Below are 13,272 nucleotides of genomic sequence, written 5' to 3' on the forward strand. Positions count from 1 at the left end.
GCATGGATTACACCTATACCCTACGGGATGCTGAGGCGTGGGCTGCCTTTTCTGGCGACTACAATCCGATCCATTTTGATTTACAACATGTTCGCAAGATGGGGGCAGAGAAGTTAAGCGTCCACGGTATGCGAGCAATGTTGGATATGAAACGTCAGCTCAGTGCTGCGCTACTTGCAGGCGAACCACAACAGGATTTTTATGTTTTCAGCACGCGCCTGCGTCAGCCAGTACTCTGTCAAACGCCCTATCATTTGCAGATAGCCGGCAACGGCGAACGGGTGACCGGCAAGTTGCTGGACAGTACGACGCAGGAAAGTTGCTTCAGCAGCAAGTTAACTTCAGCCGAGCCGTTGGTATTAAGCCCTGGCGAACGGGAATATGTTCTGACAGCCGATGAGGTTTTCACTCAAGGCCAGCAGTTTCCTGGCGATGTTTCAGATATCACCCAGACCTGGGGCTTCCTAGACGCGCTGTTGTTCCAACGGCTGGTGAAATCACCGGATATGTTAGCGATGTTAACTTCGGCGTTACCAGAATTGGCTGCGACGACGCTGATCGAGGTATTTAGCCAGATCCCGGTGGTGCAGACGCACCATGAAACCCACTTCAGTGCCAGACTATTTGCTGCTGATAGCTATTTTCAAGCGGCAGAGCGGCTTTACTACGCCATTCTGCCGATGTTGATAATGGGAAATAGCCACAGTGGCTTTGTTTTACGCGCAGTGGTCCAGGCCAGATTGCAGCATCAACCGCTGATGACTACCGCAGTAACTTTGAAAACATGGCCGGTGGCCGTGAATTGAATAAGGAGTTAACCATGGAAAAATACGAGCAGGTTTACAACGCCGTCTGTGAAATGATTTGTGATGCCAAAGACCTTGAGCTGACCGATCTTTCTCCAGAAATGCCTTTGCATCAACTGAAACTGGATAGCCTGGACTATGTCGAATTGATGGTATTGGCTAAACGCGAGTTTGGTGCAACGTTGACTGCTGAAATGTTTATCGCAAATCCGACCATGACACTGGGTGAGCTCTGTCAGAGCCTGGCAAAATAGTTATGACCAAGCAATGGGTGTTAGTGACCGGCGGCAGGCGGGGTATTGGTCGTGCGTTGGTGGAGGAGTTGTCTAAACAGTGGAATGTGGTCTTCACCAGCCGAGGTCAACAGCCGCAAAGTGCAGAGGCCATTGAGGTGCAGCCTGGTTTATGGGTTGAATGCTGCGTGTGTGATGGCAGTGATGAACAGGCGGTGGACCTTGCTGCCCCAGACTTACTGGCTCGTTATGGCGCTCCCTATGCAGTGATCCATAATGCGGGTATCACGCTCGACGGCTTGCAGATAAAGCAAACTGGGGAACGCTGGCGGCAGGTCATCGATACCAACCTGAATGCCATATTCTATTGGAACCGGCATCTGCTGCCTGCAATGATGGCGCAAGGGGAAGGGGCGATAGTGCTGATGTCTTCGGTGACTGGTATCAAAGGCAATATTGGGCAAACGGCTTATGGTGCCAGTAAAGCGGCGATGATTGGCATGGGCAAATCGCTGGCGCTGGAGGTGGCTCGCTTTGGTATCCGGGTGAATTGCCTGTTACCAGGGATTATTGAAAGTGAGATGACACAGGCCATTCCGGCAGAGGCACTGAAGGCACTGCGCAAGCAAATTCCTTTACGTCGTTTAGGGAAAGCCAGTGAGGTTGCCAAAGCGACGGCGTTTCTTATCGGTGAAGACAGCCGTTATATGACAGGGCAGACCTTGATACTTGATGGCGGCTTGACCGCCTGAACCCCACCATTGTGTAGGGAGATCTCTGCATATCCCTACCTACCCCACATTTGGAGCCTATCCTTGGGCTCCTGACTTCCTTTAAAACCAGAGTATCAATACTCGTCAGACATCAAAATGCAGAGGCGTTTGCTGAGTTACTCGGCCCGCCGTTGTTTCTCGCCTTTTCGGGCAGTTGTAAGCATCGTTCAGGCAATTCGAATTAATTATCGGATATACTCGTCATACTTCAAGTTGCATGGGTGTTAGCTGCGACCAATCGCACCAGTCACATAGTGGGCTATGCTCCTGGCGACTCTCGGTCTTGCCGCCTACATGCAACTCGAATTATTTAGAGTATATTAATTTTATTTTCACCTTTGTTAATTAATAAAAATAAAGTAATGGTTAAAACGGCTAAGATTATTCCATACCTCAGGTTGTTTTTTAAACTTTATTTTTTAAGACTTTACTTAGGCCTGAATATTGTATTGTGAGTGAATCGAGCTGGCAGAATATTCAGAATATGTATAATTATTTTACTCTATGATTAATAGCGAATTTTCTTAAGGTCACCACCCTTTTTTTTTTACATGAGAGATGCTTAAGTTTCTCAGTTTATGCCTTGATTTACCTAATCTCGAGGCTGTCACAATCGCACTTATCAGCTATACTCCACGCAGGATTAAGGATGTTTCCGGAGGCAGGAGGAATACTCCTGAAAACTGCTGTGGAGTTGACAAAGGAAAAAGAAATCCACATTTTTCTTTGTGAAGAGTAAGAGGTACTATGACCAGTCGTAAGCATTTAACACCTTCTGAAGTCGAGAAGTTGCTTGAGGCAACCTTGAGGGGTAAAAATCCTGAGCGCGATTACTGCTTGATTTGGATGTGTTTTATCCACGGTTGCCGAGTCAGTGAGATAAATAGTTGGCGGTTATCAGATATTGACCTTGAAGGAGGGAATATCTATATCCATAGATTGAAAAATGGTTTTTCGACGGTCCACCCATTGTATGTTCGCGAAAGGAAATGCCTACAGCGTTGGATGGCAAAGAGAAAGAATTACCGAGGGGCTGACAGTGAATGGCTTTTTCTTTCTAACCGAGGTTCCCGCTTATCGCGCCAACGCATTTATTGGTTGATTCGTAATTACAGTGAGGCTGCTAATCTCGAGGTGAATGCTCATCCTCACATGTTGCGTCATGGCTGTGGTTTCGCTTTGGCGGATAGAGGGATTGATACACGGTTGATTCAGGATTTTCTTGGTCACAGGAATATTCAGAACACGGTGTTATATACCGCAAGTAACGCCAGAAGGTTTAAGGAAGTATGGTAACTGAGGTGTAATTAAATATGTCTAATGAGTCACTTTGAACTAAATTGAAACATACTCTAAGGATGCATAAAAATAATGTCAACATTAACAATTTATTATTTTAATTTTATGAAAAAAACATATTAATAACAATAACTTATCTAAATAAAGTCGCTTTAAATCCTCTGTGTAAATCTAAGTTTTTTCTTGTTTTTTCCTACTGCAAAACCTAAGACTAAATTCCTCTTTTTTTTAATGTAGTTTTTTATCTTAATTTATATTAAGAATTAAGAATAAAATATTACTTAATTAACTTTTAATCCCATTTGGTAGATTTTAAAACTAAAGGAGTCACTTTAGTTCAAAATGAATCGTTTGGCTGGAAAGGTTAGCGCTGCTCAATGTCTATTGGCGGAGGTGGCTTCCAGGCTATGAACTAAATAAAGGGAATGACATAGGGTTATGTCAAAAATAAACAAATGCATAAGAAGTGCATTATTTTAAAGGAAAAGTAGTATGAATAAGAAGCTGATCGCCATTGCTGTGCTTGCTACCTCTGCGTTGACATCCGGTGTATTTGCTGCACCTGGTGGTGACGGCACAGTTCGTTTTACTGGTGAGATTATTCCACAGGGTTGCGAAGTTTCTGCTGATACCAAGGACCAAATTGTTAATCTGAAAAAGATTGCTGCCACTGCTTTCCCTCAGTCTGGTGCAACTGCTGGTGATAAAGATTTTTCTATTATACTGACCAACTGCCCAACCACCGTTTCTACAGCTAGCGTGCGTTTTAGCGGTACTCAGGTACCAGGCAACAACGCCATCTTGGCATTGACTACTGAACCAGGCGTTGCAACTGGCGTTGGTATTCAGATCTCTGACAGCAACAATAGAGTGATCAACCTGTTCCAGGACTCAACCCCTGCCAATCTGGTTAGTGGCAGCGTTGAGAACGAACTGAAATTCGTTGCGAGCTATGTCTCAACTGCCGACATCGTTAACCCTGGTGTGGCTAACGCCGTCAGCAACTTCACCATCGCTTATCAGTAAGTTTTATCTGCCCGCGTCTACGCCGGCAGCATAAGGCATGGTCAGGGGGACACCAGTCTCCCCTGGCTTTTATCTTAATGGTTAAGTGGATGAACAAGAAATGAAAGTCTGGCGGAGTACAATAGTTGCAGCGCTCTTATTCACCTTCGGAATGCAGGCCCAGGCGGGCATCGTTGTTGGTGGTACGCGTTTGATTTATGACGGTGGAAAAAAAGAGTCTTCTATCGGGGTGAGCAATCCCGACAAGATACCGTATCTGATCCAGTCCTGGGTAGATTTACAGGAAGGTGATACTTCTAAAACTCCATTTATCATTACCCCTCCTTTATTCCGTCTGGATGGTGGGCAAGACAATATTCTGCGCGTGGTACGTGCTGGCGGTAATCTGCCAACCGATAGAGAATCTTTATATTGGATGAATATTAAATCGATCCCTTCAGCGGAGAAAAAAGAGAATTCATTGCAAATTGCGATTAAAACGCGCATGAAGCTGATTTATCGCCCGCAGGGATTGCCAGGCTCGTTGGATGAAGCGGCAAAAGGGTTACAGTGGCAGCGTAGCGGTAATTTTCTTCAAGTGACCAACCCATCGCCTTATTACGTTACTTTCTTCAAAGTGAAGGTAAATGGCACCTTGCTGAAAAATACCACCATGGTTGCACCGAAATCCAGCGCCCGCTTTGAATTACCGGCAGGTAACAGTGGTGGTGCTTTGAGCTGGGAAATCATTAACGATTATGGTGGTACCAGTAAACCGTTCACCGGGAATATTTAAAAACAGTCGCCAGAATAACTAAAAACAATCCCTGCACAGGTAGTGACGGGGAATGGACGCGGTCAGCCAACATTGATTGGCACTGCTGATAAATGGAGTTAAATGGATGAAGAACCCGAAGCGTTTAGGCTCTCGCGGATTTAACCGTACCCCTCTTGCTTGGCTTATTTCGTGTCAGATCGCGATGCTTATGGGGATTTCCGGTAGCATACAGGCTCGCGATTACTTTAACCCAGCATTGCTAGAGCTTGATAATCCGTCTCAGCGAGGGGCTGACCTGACGGTTTTTGAGGATGGGGTCAACCAGGCTCCGGGTAAATACCGCGTTGACGTGTTTTTGAATGGCAGTATGGTGGATACCCAAGAGCTCGACTTCTCCTTACAGAAAGATGCTACTGGCAAAGAGAGCCTGCAGCCTTGTATCAGCAGCAGCATGCTCGAAACAATGGGTGTCAGGATCAATTCTTTTCCGGCCATCCAGGCTTCCGCGCAGTGCGTCAATCTCTCGAGTGCTATCCCACAAGCATCAGCCAATTTCCGTTTCAACCAGCAACGGCTGGATCTGAGTATTCCGCAGGCTGCCCTGAACTCGATGGCCCGTGAGTATGTCTCACCAGATAAGTGGGATCAGGGTGTCCCGGCTCTGTTGGTGAATTACACCTTTTCTGGCGCCAATAATTGGTCTCGTAATAACGACAACTATAACAACAATGGCAGTGATAATAACGAGAGTGTCGAAGGTATTAATGCTAACAGCAACAACAGTAGCTATTTCCTGAGTTTGCGTTCGGGGGCAAACTTGGGTGCGTGGCGTTTGCGTAACTATTCATCCTGGAATAGAAACAGTGATGGTCAAAGCCGCTGGGACTCCATTAACACCTATTTACAGCGCGACATTATCGCGCTGAAAAGCCAGTTGGTATTGGGGGAAAGTACCTCATCTAGCGATGTCTTTGACAGCGTCCCCTTCCGTGGTGGCCAACTGAGTTCTGATGACGAAATGTTGCCAGCCAGTATGAAAGGTTATGCGCCTGTAGTACGTGGGATTGCCCGTAGTAACGCCCAGGTCACGATCCGGCAGAACGGCTTCATCATCTATCAGAGCTATGTACCTCCTGGGGCTTTTGTAATCAATGACTTGTATCCAACCTCAGGCAGTGGCGATCTGAATGTAACCATCAAGGAAGCGGATGGCAGCCAACAGCTCCTGGTAGTGCCATTTGCCTCGGTGCCGGTTCTGCAACGCGAAGGATACTTCAAATATAGCCTAACCAGTGGTCAATACCGCTCCTATAACGATGACGTTGAGAAAACGCCGTTTACTCAGGGAACAGCAATTTATGGCTTACCTTGGGGCGCGACGATTTATGGTGGAGTGCAGGCTGCCAGTAAATATCAGTCACTAGCCTTTGGCTGGGGCCAGAATATGGGGGTGATCGGCGCGATATCTGCCGACGTGACACAAGCCTGGACCAAACCTGATAACTCACGGAAAGAAAGTGGTCAATCCTGGCGTATGCGCTACGGTAAGAGCTTTGTTGAAACGGGTACCAACTTCAGCCTGGCGAGTTATCGCTATTCCACCCAGGGCTTCTTCACGTTGCAAGAAGCCTTGGATACCTACACCAACAGCGGAACTTCGTCTTACCTTAGCCGTAGGAAGAACAGGGCTGAACTGACGCTAAGCCAAAACCTGTGGCAAGGCGCCGGAGCGCTGTCTCTGAGCCTGGTCAGGGAAGACTACTGGGATGATAACCGCCGCAACCAGTCGATGAGCTTGGGATACAACAACAGTTGGAACAGTATCAGCTATGGCATGTTCTATACCTACAGCAAAAACGGTTACAACAGTAATGGTGAGCAGACCAACTTTAGCGATCAGATCTTCTCCTTCAACATTAGCGTGCCGTTAAGCAAGTGGCTGGCAAACAGCTCTGCCAGTTACAGCCTGAATACCAGCCGGCGCGGTTCAACCAGCAATACGGTTGGGATTAACGGTAGCGCATTGCCGAGTGGCAATCTGAACTATGGTATCAGCCAGGGCTATACCAGTGGCGGTCAGGGCGCGAATGGTAACGCCAACCTGCGCTACCGTGGTGGTTTGGGTGAAGTGAACGCGGGCTATGGTTATGACCACTATCAACAGCGGATCAACTACGGTGTGCAGGGCGGAGTCATGGTGCATGAGAATGGCGTGACGCTTTCCCAGTCCTTGGGTGAAACGGTGGTATTGGTGAAAGCGCCGGGGGCAAAAGATGTCAATATTGCCAACCAGACCGGGGTGACCACCGACTGGCGTGGCTATGCGGTGGTGCCATACGCAACGGTTTATCGCAAAAACAGTGTCGCACTGGATACCACCACCATGCCAGATGATGTCGATATGACCCTGACCAGCCAGACAGTGATCCCAACCCGTGGTGCAGTCGTCCGTGCGGACTTCAAACCCAATGTTGGTCAACGTGTGTTGATGACGATATTGATGCAGGGCGGGGCACCGGTACCGTTTGGCGCTACCGTGACCAGTGCCGACGGCCAGAATGCCAGCATTGTGGGTGATAGCGGGCAGGTGTATCTCACCGGTATGACCGGGAGTGGCAAGCTGAACGTTAAATGGGGCACGACCTCTTCAGAACAGTGTCAGGTGTCTTACAGTCTGGCGGAGCGGAAAGAGAATACCGGCATTCTGTTAATGAATAGCCAGTGTTTATAAAGGCGTTGACTATGAAAAATTTGAAATCTATTTTACGTTTCTCGGTTTTTGGTAGCGTGGTTGCTGCTGGCCTGCTATTTACCCAGCAGGTACAGGCGGCGGGCTCGGGGATTTGCTGGCCGACAGATGGCACGGTGACTAGGACTTTCGATTTTACCAAGACCTACGATGATCCTGCATTAAACGTGGCTGGGAGGGTGATAGAAAATGCTGCGGGAAGTATTTGGGACAGCCTGCCTCTTTATCCGGTAACCTGTGACTGCCCTAATCCGCCTACAATGTTTACGTCGTGGATTTCTGCGAGATCGCAGTTACCGCTGGGGGATGTTCCTATTATTGCCGGTGGTAAAACTCTTCAACCCTATAATATAAATGAATTTCTTGCGGTAGCCGCCGAGGTGTGGATTGCAGGAAATGTTAATGATTATGCCGCTGTCCCTTTTAATAATGTGTCCAATAAGTTAACACCTGCTGATTTTCCAGGTACAACAACAGGACAAAAGTGTAGCCGATGGGACTATGGTAGTGGTTCTAAAGGAAAGGTCCATCTCCGTTTTCGTCGTGCTTTTGTTGGAACTCAAGATTTTGGCACAGTCCCTTTGATTAACGTCTATATCTCTTCAAAGGATGGTGTTTCCAGCCCACAAGCAGCGGTTACTATTATGATGACGGGCAGCGTCACGGTTCCACAGAAATGTGACATTAACCCGCAAGCCATTACCATAGATTTTGGCGATATTATGTCAAACTCCTTTAAAACCGCAGGGGTGAAACCAGAAGGTTTTAATAATAGGAATCAAGTCCTCACTCTTGCCTGTCGTAACGTTGCTGATGGGGTGAAAATTAATCTGCTGCTGCAGGCAGTCCCTGACGCGAGGTTTAGCAATGCACTGCAAACTGACAATAGTGATATTGCCGTCAGGATTGAGGATGCCAACGGTAATATCATCTCTCCGAGCAGCGGCCGTTTGCCGGTAAATATGAACTATACCGGGCAAATAGACAGTACTGGTAGTACTGAGATGAATGTATACCCAATCAGTACCACCGGCAAAGCCCCGGCGGTGGGCCAGTTTAATGCCACAGCCACCATTGACGTGGAAATTCAATAATTTCTGGGTGCGTGATAAACGCGGTTAATATGCAAAGTGTAAATACATAATTACTTAATAGGATATAGAGATGGATCTTAAAAATGTATTTAAAAATGCGGCTCTCTGTCTGGCGTTAGCCAGCATGGGAGCCAGCTTTACTACGCTGGCTGCCGGTGCAACATTGACGATTAAAGGGACGATAAAAGCCTCCCCATGCGTTGTCGATGCCGATGATGCAGCGGGTAATGTTAGCGTCAATCTGGGGGATAGCATTGAGGCAAATACGTTAGCGGCACCAAACCGGTTCTCCGACTGGAAAGACTTTACTCTGCATCTGAAAGATTGCCCTGACGCTACGACCCAGGCTGTTGCAACCTTTAGCGGTACGCAAGCCACTGAAACGGGTGCTGCAAATATGTATAAAAACACCGGCACCGCAGGTAAGGTTCAGATTGAGTTGCAAGATAGCAGAGGCGGCGGTACCAGACAGGGGAATAGCAGCACCATGATGGTTCCGGTTACCCTTGCAACCCACGACGCAACATTCCCAATGCGGGCCCGCGCTTACACCGTGGAGGGGGGGGTAACTCCTGGCACTATTCTGGGTGTTGTCCAGGTGGCATTTACTTACCAGTAATACACTGGCCATACTTCAAGTTTTTGCGTCAGGTGTTTCCGGCAGCATAGGTATCTATGCTGCCAAGAGATTACGAACTTACTGCTGTTATGCAATTTGAATTATTTAGTACCTTGCTGGTGATATTTTCCGTCACGAACAGAGCATTGCCCCACTATACTCTTGACGGCTTTTATTTACCTGTGTCTGGAATGCTTTAAATCGGGGCTTTTTTTATTTGATTGTGATTTTAATCTGTTTCTTGGGTTCCTGTTGCGAGAGCGGTCATCCTCAGAGAATAAGCCGGCGGGAATGCTAAAATATGTCAGCCTTTGAATGATGCCTAACGAAAAGAGTAATCTGCAAAAAGGGAGATAAATATGACAACGGCTCACACTTATCAGAGAGTAAGTGCACATTCCCCGCATTTATATGGACAAAAAGGGAAGGGTGTAATTGTAATGGAATCTTGTCCAATTACTGCGATCGGTATGCGTAACATTTTAGCCCGGCATTGTGGGTTTGCAGCAGGTGTAGAGTTAGTCAGTAACCTTTCTGAAATTCCTCTTTTGATGCGGCATAATCCTGCAAAATTAATAATTATGGAACTGTGTGGTGAGGATGAGTCGGTTCTGGATGGATTGCGGTTGATTGCACTTTGTCTGGAAAATTGGCCGGCGGCATCAATAATCGTCTGTACCGCACTCGATAATCCTCGCGTGCTACAACTGCTAACTGCATCTGGAATTAAAGGGTTGGTTCTCAAGCAGGAGCCAACAGCCGCGCTGGCGCAATGTGTGCAGCAAGTCATATCAGGTCACCGTAACTACAGCCTTAAAGTCAGACAACTGTTAGCCAACCAATCCACCGGTGGTAAAGCATTGACTGCCCGTGAACTGGACGTTCTGGCTTATCTATTTTCTGGCAAAAGTGTCACTACTGCGGCGTTAATGATGCATCGTGACATCCGAACTATCAGTACTCATAAACGTAATGCTATGCACAAACTTGGCTTCCATAACGATGGCGAGCTGTATTTACAGGGTAAGTGGATGGCGAAAACCGGTCCAGTATTTACCCACTGACATTTATTCCGATATGCACCCATTCCCGGGATGGAATGAGCAGATATTCATACAGGAGTAGCCCTATGTCCTCTTTGTCACGAAAACCGCACGTCTTGGCTTTGATGGATCGCAGTCCGCTTACATTGACTGGGCTGTCATGCTTTGTTGATAACCTCGATGTCGAAAATGAGATTGTCATACAGGAAACCAGTATGGCGGCTGTGTCAGAAGCGATATTGTACAAACCCGTCGATATCCTTATCACTGAGCTGAATGGTTTGAATGAAACCGCTGCTCAAGGTTGTGCAACTTTATTGAGTTTGAGCCAGCAACTTCCGGAGTTGCGCGTCATTGTTTATACCCGTTGCCAGAAAGGTGAAGAGTTGTGCCAGCTTCTTGATACAACCAGTATCAGTATGGTTTCACGTGGAGATGATCTGCGTTTGGTCAGTGAGTTCTTCAACCGGGTGTTCAATGGTGAACGTGTACTCAGCCCGCTGATTGGTTCTTATCTGGCGCGTAACAATTCTGATGATGTATCAAGCCTGAATACCCTGACTCGCTGTGAAAATGATGTGCTGACCTTTTTGTTCAACGGTATGAGCCTGCGGGAAATCGCAGAACTCCAGCATCGCAGTATCAAGACCATCAGTGCCCACAAATGTTCTGCCATGCGCAAATTGCGGGTTAAGAGTGACAGTGAGCTGTTTTCGCTGAGAAAAAATATCGCTCAGCGATTTGCTTACGAATGATGACCTGAAATCAGGCTCGCCTTTGGCGAGTGACACTCCTGACCAAGGACGGGTCAGGAGTGTGTTGCATCTTCAATGGAGTGGTAAGGTGCAGGTAGGCGTTCGTTTTGCCGCATATGTTGGTTTCTGAGGCTTATGCGACCAGAAAGTCAGACTTCAACAATCTGCTGAAAAGTGCCTCGGTATATAATTCCTTGCGTGGTAAAATTACCCTGTTCACCAAAGAGATTTTAGGCGCACTGCATAGATGCGATGCTAATCGGGCGTGCCTGGAGTTTGTGCGTGACGTTCTTAATGGGCTGATTCGTAAAGGGGAGTGAGTTAAGTGAAGCAGGGATTAAAGTACGGTTTTTTATTTACAATGACGCTCCCTCTGGGTTGCGCTTTGGGAGCGGAACCCCCCAAAGAAGACATGAGATCAACACTTGAGTCGTTGAATGCAATAACCAGTAAGGTAGATGAAGCACCTGCGCTACTCTTATTGACCCCATCTCAACTGGATGCAGTCAGCCCAAGTGTTGAAAGAGATACAGCTAAACCTGCCAAACGTTCATTGAGCAAAAAATCAAGTGAACCCAGTTCCGTCCCTGTGGCTGAGTTAAAAAAACTACAGGCAAAAATCAATCAGTTGAATACCACTCTCAGCCAGCAAGAACGGGAGTTGAAACAACTCAGGCAAACGGCACAGCAAGATGCTAATGCGCGTGATGAAGTTGCCCGATTGAAAAAGAATCTGCAGGAAAATCTCCAGTCTACAGAAAAGATGCAGCAGGATCTGGCTACCGCAACGGCGCAGAAAGTTGAGAATTCAAAGAACAGCAGCCAGTTGCGAATGGCTCTCGATAAAAGTCAGTTGCAAAGTTCGATCTTACAGCAGCAATTGGATGCATTGGCTCAATCACACAATGAGAATACGCAGAAAAACAAGGAACTCCTGGTTGAGTTGAACGAAAAGCGTAAGCAGATTGAAGAGTCGCAAAATGCGTTGACGGAGTTAACCAAGCGAGTCAGCGAGAAAGACCAGAAAACTGCGGCATTGCAAAAACAGCTCGACGATCTGACTGTCGATCAGGCTGACAAGAATGGCGTGCGTGAGGCATTGAAAGCGCAAGTAGCGCAAAGTAAAAAACAGAGTGATGTACTACAGCAGCAGCTTACCGAGTTGACAGATCAAAATGCGGAGAAAGAGCAACAGCTGGTTGCCATGAAGAAACAGTTGGATACGCTAACGCAGTCTGAAAGCGAGAAAACTAAAGGTAGCCAGGCTCTACAAGCCGCTCTGGATGAGAGCCGCAAACAGAGTGAGGACTTGCAGAGTCAACTGAGCTCCTTAAAGGAAACAATGGGTGAGCAACAGTTGGAAAACGGAGTTCTCCAGCAACAGTTGGCCGCATTGCAAAAGACCGTGGTAGAGCCGAAAACTGAGCGTGAAATCCGTGATTATTCAATCGGGAGTTCATTGGCTGAAGACATGCTGGCCTTACTCAGAGAGAAAGCGGCGAACGGTATAGAGGTAGATAGCCGCCTGGCTTTAGCTGGAGTACAGGATACTTTTGCCGGGAATAGTAAGTTACCGCGTGAAAAGATAGATAAAGCGTTGGATGCCGCTGAAGTCGCGGTGAACACCAATGAAAAACAGCGTAAATTAAAAACCGAGGCGGCAGGTTTACGCTATATCGAGCAGTTTAAAAAGCAGAAGCTGGTGAAGAAAGATCCCACAGGCTTTTTCTATCGTATCGATAAGCCAGGTAAAGGAAAAATCGATGATAACAGTATTGTCACCGTAGCGGTAAAAGAAAGCCTGACGGATGGCAAGGTCATCAAAGATATGGAAGCCGCTGGTACATCGATCAAGCAACCTTTGGGTAGCTATCCTCCGATGTTCAAGTCAGCACTTTCCAAGTTACAAAATACCGGCAGTATGACGATGGTAGTACCGCCTTCTTTGGCTTATGGCGATAAAGGTCTACCACCTGACATCCCGCCGGGGTCTACAATGGTTTATAACGTGAAGATCCTAGATGTTGTGGCTCCTGCCGATATCGTCGCTCCTGTGAGATGAAAATCAGTGCGGGCTAAATTATACGTGTTGCCTAATTTAGCGTGATGTGAGTACTT

General features: G+C 47.2%; 12 protein-coding genes. All 12 read left to right on the plus strand.

Annotation, left to right across the window (positions count from 1 at the left end; all coding sequences use genetic code 11):
• Positions 1-2: 2 nt before the first annotated feature.
• The 12 genes from SAQUA_RS05795 to SAQUA_RS05850 all read left to right on the plus strand — a co-directional run bounded on the left by SAQUA_RS05795 (position 3) and on the right by SAQUA_RS05850 (position 13,216).
• Entirely contained in the window at positions 3-806 is an 804-nt protein-coding gene (locus SAQUA_RS05795) for a hypothetical protein (RefSeq protein ID WP_380673981.1), read from the plus strand.
• 14 nt (positions 807-820) lie between these two features.
• On the plus strand, positions 821-1,060 hold the full coding sequence (locus tag SAQUA_RS05800; RefSeq protein WP_380673980.1) for an acyl carrier protein: 240 nt from the start codon (positions 821-823) through the stop codon (positions 1,058-1,060).
• A 2-nt stretch (positions 1,061-1,062) separates the two neighbouring features.
• Positions 1,063-1,791 carry an SDR family oxidoreductase gene (locus SAQUA_RS05805; RefSeq protein ID WP_380673979.1) on the plus strand — a complete coding sequence of 243 codons (729 nt, stop codon included), beginning with the start codon at positions 1,063-1,065 and terminating at the stop codon, positions 1,789-1,791.
• Between the two features lie 768 nt (positions 1,792-2,559).
• Positions 2,560-3,108 carry a tyrosine-type DNA invertase gene (locus SAQUA_RS05810; RefSeq protein ID WP_380673978.1) on the plus strand — a complete coding sequence of 183 codons (549 nt, stop codon included), beginning with the start codon at positions 2,560-2,562 and terminating at the stop codon, positions 3,106-3,108.
• 495 nt (positions 3,109-3,603) lie between these two features.
• On the plus strand, positions 3,604-4,137 hold the full coding sequence (locus SAQUA_RS05815; RefSeq protein WP_380673977.1) for a fimbrial protein: 534 nt from the start codon (positions 3,604-3,606) through the stop codon (positions 4,135-4,137).
• 100 nt (positions 4,138-4,237) lie between these two features.
• Entirely contained in the window at positions 4,238-4,912 is a 675-nt protein-coding gene (locus SAQUA_RS05820; protein ID WP_380673976.1) for a molecular chaperone, read from the plus strand.
• Positions 4,913-5,018: 106 nt separating this feature from the next.
• The gene (locus SAQUA_RS05825; RefSeq protein WP_380673975.1) at positions 5,019-7,625 is read left to right on the plus strand and encodes a fimbria/pilus outer membrane usher protein; all 2,607 of its coding nucleotides are present in this window, start codon (positions 5,019-5,021) and stop codon (positions 7,623-7,625) included.
• An 11-nt stretch (positions 7,626-7,636) separates the two neighbouring features.
• Entirely contained in the window at positions 7,637-8,737 is a 1,101-nt protein-coding gene (locus tag SAQUA_RS05830; RefSeq protein WP_380673974.1) for a fimbrial protein, read from the plus strand.
• A 70-nt stretch (positions 8,738-8,807) separates the two neighbouring features.
• A complete protein-coding gene (locus SAQUA_RS05835; protein WP_380673973.1) occupies positions 8,808-9,356 on the plus strand; it encodes a fimbrial protein in 549 nt (182 codons plus the stop codon).
• 359 nt (positions 9,357-9,715) lie between these two features.
• Positions 9,716-10,420 (plus strand): LuxR C-terminal-related transcriptional regulator, encoded by a 705-nt coding sequence (locus SAQUA_RS05840; protein WP_380673972.1) that lies wholly within the window; start codon positions 9,716-9,718, stop codon positions 10,418-10,420.
• A 65-nt stretch (positions 10,421-10,485) separates the two neighbouring features.
• Positions 10,486-11,154, plus strand: a complete 669-nt coding sequence (locus tag SAQUA_RS05845; protein ID WP_380673971.1) for a LuxR C-terminal-related transcriptional regulator — start codon at positions 10,486-10,488, stop codon at positions 11,152-11,154.
• A 412-nt stretch (positions 11,155-11,566) separates the two neighbouring features.
• Positions 11,567-13,216 carry an FKBP-type peptidyl-prolyl cis-trans isomerase N-terminal domain-containing protein gene (locus tag SAQUA_RS05850; RefSeq protein ID WP_380673970.1) on the plus strand — a complete coding sequence of 550 codons (1,650 nt, stop codon included), beginning with the start codon at positions 11,567-11,569 and terminating at the stop codon, positions 13,214-13,216.
• The last annotated feature ends 56 nt before the right edge of the window (positions 13,217-13,272 follow it).

The organism is Serratia aquatilis (genome assembly GCF_044865145.1).
GTDB lineage: Bacteria > Pseudomonadota > Gammaproteobacteria > Enterobacterales > Enterobacteriaceae > Chania > Chania aquatilis.